Here is a 9,559-nt window from a genome sequence, read left to right as displayed (position 1 = left end):
CGCGCCCAGGCGACGCAGCCGGCGGCGCGGCCGCCAGCGCAGGCTCGCCCGCGCCCTGCGTCGACGCGGTCCGCGCGCCCATCACGGACGCTCCACGGCCACGGCGTCGCCCTCAGCGAAGAAGGGCGAGCGGCCGTCGTTGAGCGCGAGCACCGTCACCACGAGGCCCGGCGATTCCGCGTTCGCCGCCCGCCCGCCGACGGCCGCAGGTCGCACGAGAGCGCCCGCGCCAACGGCGCCCTCGCACGCCACCTGGTACTGGATGGCAAACCCCTCGTAGCGCACGGAAACCACGCGCCCGCAGGCCAAGGCCCGAGGGCCCGCCTTTGCCGCGGGGACGAGCCGGAGCGCCTCGGGCCGCACGAGGGCGTCGCCGCCGTCGGAGCCAAGGCCGCGCAGCCGGTTCACCTCGCCGGTGAAGGCCGCCACGAAGGCGTCGGCCGGGTGCTCGTACACCTCGCGCGGGGAGCCCGTCTGCACGATGGCGCCGTCATGCATCACCGACACCGTGTCGGAGAGCGCAAGCGCCTCCTGCTGGTCGTGGGTGATGAAGAGCGTCGTCACGCCCACCTGGCGCTGGATGCGGCGGATCTCCTCGCGCATGCGCTGGCGCAGCTCGGCATCGAGGTTGGAGAGCGGCTCGTCGAGCAGAAGCACCCGCGGCTCGGGCGCGAGCGCGCGGGCAAGCGCCACGCGCTGCTGCTGGCCGCCGGAGAGCTCCATCGCGTTGCGGTCGGCCACCTCGGCAAGCCCCACCAGATCGAGGTACTCCCCCACCGCCCGCGCCACCTCCGCCTTGGGACGGCGCGCCACCTTCAGCCCGTAGGCCACGTTCTGCGCGACCGTCATCTGGGGAAACAGCGCGTAGTTCTGGAACACCACGCCCATGCGGCGCTTCTCGGGCGGCAGGTCGGTCACCTCGCGGCCGTCCACGAGGATGCGGCCGGCGTCCGGCTGCAGGAACCCGGCGATCAGCCGCAGCGTGGTGGTCTTGCCGCAGCCAGACGGGCCGAGCACCGTATGGAGCTCCCCGTCGGCGATGACGAGGTCGACGCCGCGCAGCACGGGCGTCTCGCCGTACGAGCAGACGACGGATTCGAGGGCGATGGAGGCCATGGCGGTTCCTCACGATAGGGGGTCAACGGACGCCGCCGACCCCTCAGGCGCAGGGTCGGCGGCAGGCTTGCGCGGACAGCCCGCGAGGCGGGCTACTTCGAGGCGACGGTCTTGTCCTGGCTGTAGATGGCGTTCTGCCACTCGTCGAGCCACGCCTTCTGGTTGGCGGCGATGACGCCCCAGTCGGCCGGCAGCGTCTTCACCTCGGCGCGCATCCACTCGGGCGACTCGGCCAGGGCGGCATCGAGGGTGGGCATGCGGTTGAAGTCGTTCGCGAGCATGGCCTGGGTGTCCTTGCTGCCCACGTAGGCGAGGAACGCCTGGGCGGCATTGGGATGCGGCGCGTCGTTGATGACGGCCACGCAGTCGGTGACGATGACGTCGCCCGAGGCCGCGTTCACGTACTGCAGCGGCATGCCGTTGGCGTCGCGGTTGTCGATGATGTCGTTCATGGTGGAGATGCCCACGGACGCCTCGCCGTTGCCGATGGCCTTGAACATCATCGAGCCGGAGTTGTAGTAGTTCTTCACGTTGGCGTTGAGGCCGGTCAGATAGTCGACGGCGGCCTGGTCGCCGCCTTCCTGGCTGAAGTGGTAGTACAGGTTGCACACCGCCGAGCGCATCGACGAGGACAGGTAGTCGCGCGCGACGATCTCGTTCTGGAAGCGCGCGTCGGTCAGGTCGACCCAATCCGCCGGCGCATCGGCAGCGTCGAGCTTATCGGTGTTGTAGAACATCATGACGGGCGTCTTGATGGTGCCGTACCACAGGCCCTCATCGCTTTTGAACTGGTCGCCCAGCTCAGCTGCCCAGGCAGGGTCGGACGGGGCGAAGCAGCCCTCGTCGGCCAGCTGCAAGTACACCGACACGTCGCCGCCGTACATGATGTCGGCCTGAGGGTTGGCCTTCTCGCTGCGGACGCGGTCGGCCAGCTCTCCCTTGAGGTTGACGAACTCCACGTTGACGCCGGTCTCGGCGGTGAAGTCCGCGGCCACGGCCTCGAGCAGCTTCTCAGGATGCGTGGAGTACACCACGACGGTATCCTCCAGCTCCGCCGGGGCATCGGGGGCAGGATCGGCCTCCTGCTTGGGGGCGGCGTCGCCGCCGGAGCAGCCGGCCAGCGTGAACGCGAGCGCGCCGGCGCACAGCGCGGCGGTAATCTTCTTGTTGAGCACGGATATCTCCCTCTCTCGTAGCAGCTCGGCACGGGAGACGGCTGGCGGGAAGGGCCCGAAGGAGCGGTTCGCCGGTCGCCGGCCGCACGCGGAAAACGCCCCGCAAGCGGGGCTCCGAAGGCCGAGCAGATGGTCGCGGCATCTCGCAGAAAGTGCCGCCTTACCGGGCCAGGGGCGCGAAAGCCCGAGGCCTCTAAACGAACCGGGCCGCTGCAGAGGCAGGTCAAGCGCAGAAAGATGACCACCGTCGGCCCAGGGCGAGTATAGCAGTCCCCGGGCAGGAGGAACAGCCTCGCCATGAGGCTGTTGGCGTACTGTCAGGCAGGCCGCAGCGAGCGAGCGAGTCCCGCCGGGCGACCGCCGCGGCCGAGCGCGCCCCCGCGCCCCCGCCGACCGCTAGGGTCGCGGCCCCACAGCCGCGAGGGCGTCCACGATGCGCGCGCTCACCCGCTCCCATGAGGCGCCGGAGGCGTCGCAGGGGATGCAAGGGGCCGCGAGGGCCCGCTCGATGGCCCGCGCCAGGCGCTCCTCGAAGGCAGGCAGCGCCGCCGGATCGGGCTCGTCGACGGAGACGAGCGGCGGCAGCTCCACGTAGGTGACGGGCGCCCCGGGAATGTGCTGCTCCAGCCAGGGCCGCAGCCCCGGCAGATCGGTCACCACCACCTTGCAGCCGCAGGCGAGCGCCTCCACCACCACGAGCGGCAGCCCCTCGAAGAACGAGGGCAGCACGAACACGTCGGCCGCGCGGTTGAAGGCGGCCACCTCCTCGGGGCAGCGCTTGCCCTGGAGGCGCACGGGCCAGCGGCAGGCTGCGGCGCGCGCCGCCAGCTCGGCCAGCTCCTCATCGGAGCCCGAGCCGCCGATGAGGTCGACCTCCAACCCTGCCGGGGCCTCCACCTCGTCAAGCGCCGCAAGCAGGCTGGCGACCCCCTTCTTGCGGGTGATCTTGCCCACGAAGACGAGGCGCGCCGGACACGCGGCGCCCTCCTCCGCGCACGCGGCGCCGGACGCCGGGGAGAACACACGGCAGTCGTAGCCGGCGCCCACCACCTCGATGCGCGCGGGAGCGATGCCGTAGAGGTCCGCGATCTCGCGGCGCTGCTCCTCATGCAGCGCGAACACGCGGTCGAGCCGGCGCACGGCGGCGATGATGCGGTCACGCTCCAGGTCGTGGGTGCGCATCTGGCGCAGATCGGTCGAGTGGCACACGGCGCCCATCACGCGGCGGGGCAGAAGCTCGCGCGCGAGGGCCGTCAGCAGGTACAGGTGGTGGCAGATGACCAGATCGGGCTGGAACCGGTCATCGGCGGCCTGGAGCGCCGCCGCGAAGGCCTCCTCGAACTGACCGCGCATAGCCGGCGTGAGGTCGCGGTAGCGGGTGGCCCGGTAGGGCATGGCGTCGGACATGCCGCACACGGGGAAGGGCAGCCCCTCGCGCTCGAAGCGCACGGCGAAGACGGGCACGTCGGACGGCAGCGTGGTCACCTCGTCATCGGGCGCCAGGCCGCAGACGACCGCCGCCTCATGGCCGAGGGCGCGCTGGCCGGCCACGAGCTGGGCCAGGTAGGTGCCGCTGCCGGTGCTGTCGGGCTTCTGCGCGGTGACGTTGAGAATGCGCATGGGGGGGCTCCCTTCCTGCGAGAAGCGCCCCGCGGCCGAAAGCCACGGGGCGCTCGCGATGGTCGTATGCGACGAGGGGCGCGGAGAGGCGGCTAGGCCAGCACGCGCTCGGGCTCAGGCTCGCCCAGAAGCTCGCCCTCGAGCGTGCTCTCCTCGATGAACGGCGCGAACAGCGGCTCGCCGTTCTGGGAGAGCTCCACCATGCCGGTCAGCACGTCCACGTACTGATAGGACTGGCGGGCGGTGCGGCCGCGCTTGCGATCCACCTCCATGATGAACAGCTGGGGATGCACCTGGGTCAGCACGCCCTCGCTCTCGACGATCTTCGAGCGGCCCATGTTGGCGCGCACCTTCAGCCGTTGACCAACGAAGTCGTGCAGCGTATCATGAATGGAGTCGACGATCTTTGCCTGCTTGGCCAAATCCATGCTCAATCATCCTTATCGGGTAACTCGGGGCAAAATTCACAGATAACAGCTGCATATCATACCACCTTTGTCAAGCAAAAGTTAGGCTTGGTAAGTTTCTCCTGGCGAACAACACAGGAACCCCGCCCTCCGCACCCCCGGTCATCGGGGGCGGGCCGCCCGCATCCCCTGGAGGCGGAGCCTGCCCGGGGCCGACTCCGCAGCAGGATCCGGAGCCCCGCGTCGCGCCTGTGGCCCCTGTGGATTCTTCGCGACGCCCGTCTCGGCCGGGCGCGGGAGGGCTAGACTTATCGCTACACCGATGAACTAACTCTCGTCCAAGCCGAAGGTGACCATGACCAGCCCCGCCCCCCAATCCGAAGCCTCTCCCGCCGAAGAGGACGCCCTCTCACTCGACTCCACGTACCTCGTGGCCTTCGAGATGGCCCACGACGCCCTCTGCCGGGGCCTGGCCGCGGCGAGCACGCTCAACGTCACCCAGTACCGCGTCCTCACCAAGCTGCTCCAGGCGCCAGGACCGGTGAACCAGGGCGAGCTCGGGCGACTGCTCGCGCTCAAGCCCAACGTGGTGACCCACGCCGTAGACGGGCTGGAGGCGGCTGGGTACGTCACGCGCAGCGCCGGGAGCGAGGATGGCCGCACGCGCTTCCTCGCCGTCACGGAAGCCGGCGCCGCGCACGTGGCAACCGTGAACGAGGCGCTCGTGGACAGCCTCTACGCCACCTTCCCCACCGAGAACCCGACCTACCGCACCATCCTGGAGGCCGCCATCGCCGCCGGTGCGCGCATCGAGCCGCCGCTCGACGGCGGGCGCCCCCCGCGCTTCCCCGCCACCCGCGCCCTCATGGCCGTCGAGCTCATCCGCCAGGAGACCGAGCGCACCCTGCGCGAGGCCTGCGGCGCGTCGTTCAGCGAGTGCCGCCTCGTGCAGCGCCTGGCCGAGGAGGGCCGGCCCATGCGCGTGGGGCTGCTCGGCGAGTCGCTCATGCTGTCGTCGGTGAACGCCGCGCGCGCCGCCGATCGCCTGGTCAGGCGCGGCTGGGCGCGGCGTCTGCGCTCCCCCCAGGACCGGAAGGCGGTCTACGTGGCCCTCACCGACGAGGGGGCGTTCCAGGGGAGCCTCATCGGGGCCACGGTCAACGACCTGGCGCGCACCCGCCTGTGGGCGAACCTGGCGCCCGAGCACCGCGAGGCCATCGCCCAGGTGGGCCATACCGTGGTGGCCGACCTGCAAGTCCGCAAGGCCGAGCGGGCCCAGGCCCAGATAGACCAGCTCGTCCCCGTGGACTAGGGCGGCCGCGAGCGCCGGAAAAGGCAAGGGCCGGGCCCTCCCGCTCTGAGCCCCCGCTCCCCTGTCCAGGAACGGGGGGCTCGCTCTACGGGAGGGCCCGGCCCCTTCGCCAGCCGATGCCGCCCGGGCCGCTCGGCCGCGCCCCCGCGGGGACGCGGTCGACCCCCGGCCCGCCTCCTAGCTGCGAGCCGGAGCGGGCGCGGCAGCCAGGGCGGCGGCTCGCGCCCGGCAGGCGACTCGGGCCGCGCCGGCCATCATGAGCAGGTTCGCCACCACGTCGGCGGCCACCCAGCCCAGAAGCGCCGGCACCTCCACGCTCACCTGGTTGAGCGCGGCGAAGGTGCCCACGGTGAGCACCGCCACCACCGCGCCGCACCCGGCGCAGGCCACGAGCAGCGACGCCGTGAGCGAGCGGCCCGCGCGCGCCCGCTCCACGCAGGCCACGAGCACCAGCTGGGCCGCGGCCAGCAGCGTCCCGATGAACGCCGCGAACACCACCATGCCCACCGCGATGACCGGCAGCCCCGGCAGCTTGGAGCTCATGGAGCCCACCTGCACGGCCGAGAGGATGCCGAGCACCACCACGACCAGGCACACGATGGCCACGAGCGCCGTCGCCCAGCCCCAGAGGAAGGCCACGACGGGGCGGCCGGCGCCCCTCTCGCCGCGGGCGTAGAGCGCCGCGCCGAGCACCGGGCCGGCCGTGGACACCACCAGCACGAGGCCCGCCGCGAAGAGGAACGCCACGAAGGCCGATCCGGTGAGGATGGAGCAGACGACGTCCAAGATGGCCACGCCCGACGCCGAGATGTAGTCGAAGGCCAGGATGCCCGTCGCCCCAGCGAAGGCGAGCGCCGCGCGCCCCAGCACCGCCACGATGAGCGCCAGCCCGAACAGCGTGAGGTAGGGCCGCGCCGTCTTCCGCATGATCTCGCCCATGCTACTCCCCCCTCTCGTTCTCCACGGCGGAGGTGCCGCAGAGGTAGCCGCCGCAGAAGGCCAGCCCCACGTCTCCCATGAGCGACCCCAAGATGGGGTCGCCGATGTAGCTGTTCTCGCCGCAGGCGCCGCCGGCGGTGTGCCAGCCGGCGTAGAGGCCGGGGATGACCAGGCCGTCGGTACCCACCACCTGCATCTGGTCGTTGATGAGCAGGCCGGCCTTGGTGCCGTAGAGGTTGCCGCCGATGCGGCAGCCGTAGAACGGCGGGTCGACGATGGGGTGGAGCCACTCGTCGGGCACCGGGTACATGAAGTCGTCGGTGCCGCGGGCGCACGTCTCGTTCCAGTCGGCCACGGCCCGGGTGAGCACACCCTCGGCCAGGCCCAGGTCGGCCTCGAGCTCCTCGAGCGTGGCGCGCTCCTTCAGCACGTCGGCGTCGAGGGCGTCCTGCACGCCGTGGTGCCAGTCGCGGTAGTGCTCGGGCACCTTGTCGATCTGCTCGAGGTCGGGCGTGATGAGCTTGCGGCAGTGCTCCTGGGCATAGCCGGCCAGGTGATCCTCGTAGTGCGAGTCGAAGATGATGTAGGAGCGATGCCCCGGCGGGGTCATCTGGATGGTGGCCAAATCGCCCAGGGCGTAGATGGCGTTGGCGCCGTCCTCGCCCACGCGGGAGTCCATGTAGCGCAGGCGGTTGCCGCAGCGGTCGATGGTCAGCCACGGCTGGCGCGAGAGCTGGGTCATGCCGTCGTAGAGGAAGCGCGCCCACTGGCCTCCCTCGGCCTGCCAGTCCACGCCGCCGTCGAAGGAGGCCGAGCTGTTGAAGCCCGACACGTCAGCGCCCACGCCGAGCCCCATGCGGAAGCACTCGCCCGTCTCGCCGCCCACCAGGTAGCTCGACGCACAGCCCATGGCCGCCGTGGGGATGTAGCGCTCCAGGAGCGCCTTGTTGTTGCAGAACCCGCCCGCCGTGAGGATGACCGCCTGACGCGCGTGGATGTAGCGCTCGTGCTCGAAGTCCTCCTTGGCCACCAGGCCCACGATGCGCCCCGCGTCGTCGCGCACGAGCGCCGCCGCCGGGCACTGGAAGTGGTACTCCACGCCCTTGCGCTGGCCGTAGGCGAACATGGCGTCGGTGGCATCCTTCATCTTGAGCACGTGATGGTCGAGGGTGGAGTTCTTCGGCGCCACGTAGACGGGCACCTCGCCCAGGCGCCACTGCACGCCGCAGTCGGCCATCCAGTCAAGGGACTTGCCGCCCTGCTCGGCGATCTTGTAGATGAGCTTGGGGTCGGCCGCATAGTGGTACTCGTCCATGGCCCAGTCGGTGAGCGCCTGGGCGTCGAAGGGGTAGCTCGGGAAGGCGAACTTCTTCTCCTCCTGCATGGACATGCCGCCCAGGATGCCGCACATGCCGGCAGACTGGGCGTTGCCCCCGTGCAGGCCGAGGGCCTCCACGCAGATGACCTGCGCGCCCAGCTCGGCGGCGCGGGCCGCGGCGTTGAGGCCGCCGCCTCCGGCGCCCACCACCACGATGTCGCACTCCCAGTCCCACGCCTCGGGCACGGCCCGCGGCGGGATGGGGGTGGCGTCGTCGGCGGGGAAGGCGGCGGCGTTGTGCTCGCGGTACATGCCGTAGAGGCCGCTCGCGTTGGTCTCAGCGCTCTCGGGCACCGTCACCTCGGCCGATCCGTCGGCGGCCCAGTTGCCGATGCGCTCATCGGCGTAGGCAGCGGCGGCCGGCACGCCCGAGGCACCAGCGGCAGCCGCGGCGGTGCCGGCGGCGAAGAGGCCGGCACGGGTGAGAAAGTCGCGGCGCGAGAGGCTGCGCTTGGCTTCGTCCATGGTCATCCCTCCTTACTCGGCAGCCGCGGCTTGCGCGGCCGGGTCGGCGGCAGGGGCGGGCGCGTCGGCGGCGGCCTGGGCCAGGGCGTCGTCCACGGCGTCGCGCACGGCTGCGGTGGTGATGGTGGCGCCGGACACCGCGTCGATGTCCGAGCCCTGGGCCGCCTCGATCATCAGGGCGTACTTGCCGTCGCGAATGGCCTCGAAGCCGCCCACGGACTGCGTCTCGCCCTGCTGCTCGACGGCCAGGCAGGTGATGCGGTCGTCCTGGACGAGCAGGGTGGCGCTCACCGTGCCCGCCATGGCCGGGGCCTTGCCGGTGTAGACGCCGTCGCGCAGGGGCACGGCCGACCGGGCGTCAGGATCGGCCTCGACGGGCGCAGCCCAGGGATCCTCGGCGCGCAGGGCCAGCTGCTCGGCGCTGGCCGCGTCCTTAGAGCCCGACCCCTCGAAGGAGGCCCCGCATCCGGTGAGCCCCAGGCTGAGCGCCGCGGCCCCGCACAGGGCGGCCGAGAGCGTCTTGCTCGCGTTGCTGCTCATAGCTCCTCCCCTCTCCCTAGGCGACCGCGTCGGCGGCCTTCGCCGGCGCGATCCAGCCCTCGGGGACCTCATAGTCGTGACAGGTGTTGCAGTACATGACCGACTCCTGATGCACGCCGTGGCAGTTGGAGCAGTCGATGGCGCGCCCCTGGTGCGAGTCATGCGGGTTCACGCCGGGCTCGCCGCCCCAGTCGGCGGTCGCGGCCACCACCTCGTCGAAGTCGTGGCAGCCGGCCGTGGCGCACATGGCCTCGTCAGATCGCACGCCCACGCGGGTGATGAAGCCGTCCTCGTCAGTGGCGAAGTCGCCCGACGCCCAGGCCAGCGCCTCGTGGATCTGGTCGTCGAGCTTGGCCTCGTGGCACTGCAGGCAGGTGACGCCCTCCACCTGGTGGGCGTAGGCGGCCGTCTCCGTGGCCTCGTAGTAGCCCTCGACGTAGGCGTCCATCGGGTTGTGGCAGACGGCGTTGCAGAAGCTGGGCTGCTCGTGCCACATCCAGAACCCGGCGCCGGCCGCCACCACCACGGCGGCCACCACCACGACGGCCACCGGCCAGCGGCGCCGCGTGCGGCGGGCCTGGGGCGTCGCGGCGCCCTCCGGCGCCGG

At 71.5% G+C, this 9,559-nt stretch carries 9 protein-coding genes; 1 reads left to right on the top strand and 8 read right to left on the bottom strand.

Features of this window, described 5'->3' with window-relative positions; translation table 11 throughout:
* Window positions 1–81 precede the first annotated feature (81 nt).
* The 4 genes from D1643_RS08570 to D1643_RS08555 all read right to left on the bottom strand — a co-directional run bounded on the left by D1643_RS08570 (window position 82) and on the right by D1643_RS08555 (window position 4,339).
* On the bottom strand, window positions 82–1,116 hold the full coding sequence (locus D1643_RS08570; protein ID WP_160710230.1) for an ABC transporter ATP-binding protein: 1,035 nt from the start codon (window positions 1,114–1,116) through the stop codon (window positions 82–84).
* A 92-nt stretch (window positions 1,117–1,208) separates the two neighbouring features.
* Window positions 1,209–2,291 carry an extracellular solute-binding protein gene (locus tag D1643_RS08565; RefSeq protein WP_160710229.1) on the bottom strand — a complete coding sequence of 361 codons (1,083 nt, stop codon included), beginning with the start codon at window positions 2,289–2,291 and terminating at the stop codon, window positions 1,209–1,211.
* Between the two features lie 396 nt (window positions 2,292–2,687).
* Window positions 2,688–3,911 carry a glycosyltransferase family 4 protein gene (locus tag D1643_RS12150; RefSeq protein WP_160710228.1) on the bottom strand — a complete coding sequence of 408 codons (1,224 nt, stop codon included), beginning with the start codon at window positions 3,909–3,911 and terminating at the stop codon, window positions 2,688–2,690.
* A 92-nt stretch (window positions 3,912–4,003) separates the two neighbouring features.
* A complete protein-coding gene (locus D1643_RS08555) occupies window positions 4,004–4,339 on the bottom strand; it encodes a Veg family protein (protein WP_160710227.1) in 336 nt (111 codons plus the stop codon).
* Between the two features lie 334 nt (window positions 4,340–4,673).
* Here D1643_RS08555 and D1643_RS08550 point away from each other — a divergent pair, with 334 nt between their 5' ends.
* Window positions 4,674–5,630, top strand: coding sequence for a MarR family transcriptional regulator (locus D1643_RS08550; protein ID WP_160710226.1), 957 nt, complete (start codon window positions 4,674–4,676; stop codon window positions 5,628–5,630).
* A gap of 177 nt (window positions 5,631–5,807) precedes the next feature.
* Here D1643_RS08550 and D1643_RS08545 read toward each other — a convergent pair whose 3' ends face one another.
* The 4 genes from D1643_RS08545 to D1643_RS08530 form a co-directional block, all read right to left on the bottom strand.
* On the bottom strand, window positions 5,808–6,569 hold the full coding sequence (locus D1643_RS08545; RefSeq protein ID WP_160710225.1) for a hypothetical protein: 762 nt from the start codon (window positions 6,567–6,569) through the stop codon (window positions 5,808–5,810).
* A gap of 1 nt (window position 6,570) precedes the next feature.
* The gene (locus tag D1643_RS08540; protein ID WP_236643489.1) at window positions 6,571–8,412 is read right to left on the bottom strand and encodes an FAD-dependent oxidoreductase; all 1,842 of its coding nucleotides are present in this window, start codon (window positions 8,410–8,412) and stop codon (window positions 6,571–6,573) included.
* 12 nt (window positions 8,413–8,424) lie between these two features.
* Window positions 8,425–8,952: an FMN-binding protein gene (locus tag D1643_RS08535; protein WP_160710223.1), complete on the bottom strand. Its 528-nt coding sequence runs from the start codon at window positions 8,950–8,952 to the stop codon at window positions 8,425–8,427.
* Window positions 8,953–8,968: 16 nt separating this feature from the next.
* On the bottom strand, window positions 8,969–9,559 hold a 591-nt coding region (locus tag D1643_RS08530), incomplete at its 5' end, for a cytochrome c3 family protein (RefSeq protein WP_236643487.1).

This window comes from Enterorhabdus sp. P55 (assembly GCF_009911695.1).
GTDB lineage: Bacteria > Actinomycetota > Coriobacteriia > Coriobacteriales > Eggerthellaceae > Enterorhabdus.
The sequence above is the reverse complement of the archived record's forward strand: the minus strand, read 5'-3'. Positions and strand labels throughout refer to the sequence as shown.

What these genes read in the sequence shown, in the direction of transcription:
- D1643_RS08545 (WP_160710225.1), bottom strand. Translation starts at nt 6,569, where the DNA reads ATGGGCGAGATCATGCGGAAGACGGCGCGGCCCTACCTCACGCTGTTC.
- D1643_RS08550 (WP_160710226.1), top strand. Translation starts at nt 4,674, where the DNA reads ATGACCAGCCCCGCCCCCCAATCCGAAGCCTCTCCCGCCGAAGAGGAC.
- D1643_RS08535 (WP_160710223.1), bottom strand. Translation starts at nt 8,952, where the DNA reads ATGAGCAGCAACGCGAGCAAGACGCTCTCGGCCGCCCTGTGCGGGGCC.
- D1643_RS08540 (WP_236643489.1), bottom strand. Translation starts at nt 8,412, where the DNA reads ATGGACGAAGCCAAGCGCAGCCTCTCGCGCCGCGACTTTCTCACCCGT.
- D1643_RS12150 (WP_160710228.1), bottom strand. Translation starts at nt 3,911, where the DNA reads ATGCGCATTCTCAACGTCACCGCGCAGAAGCCCGACAGCACCGGCAGC.
- D1643_RS08570 (WP_160710230.1), bottom strand. Translation starts at nt 1,116, where the DNA reads ATGGCCTCCATCGCCCTCGAATCCGTCGTCTGCTCGTACGGCGAGACG.
- D1643_RS08555 (WP_160710227.1), bottom strand. Translation starts at nt 4,339, where the DNA reads ATGGATTTGGCCAAGCAGGCAAAGATCGTCGACTCCATTCATGATACG.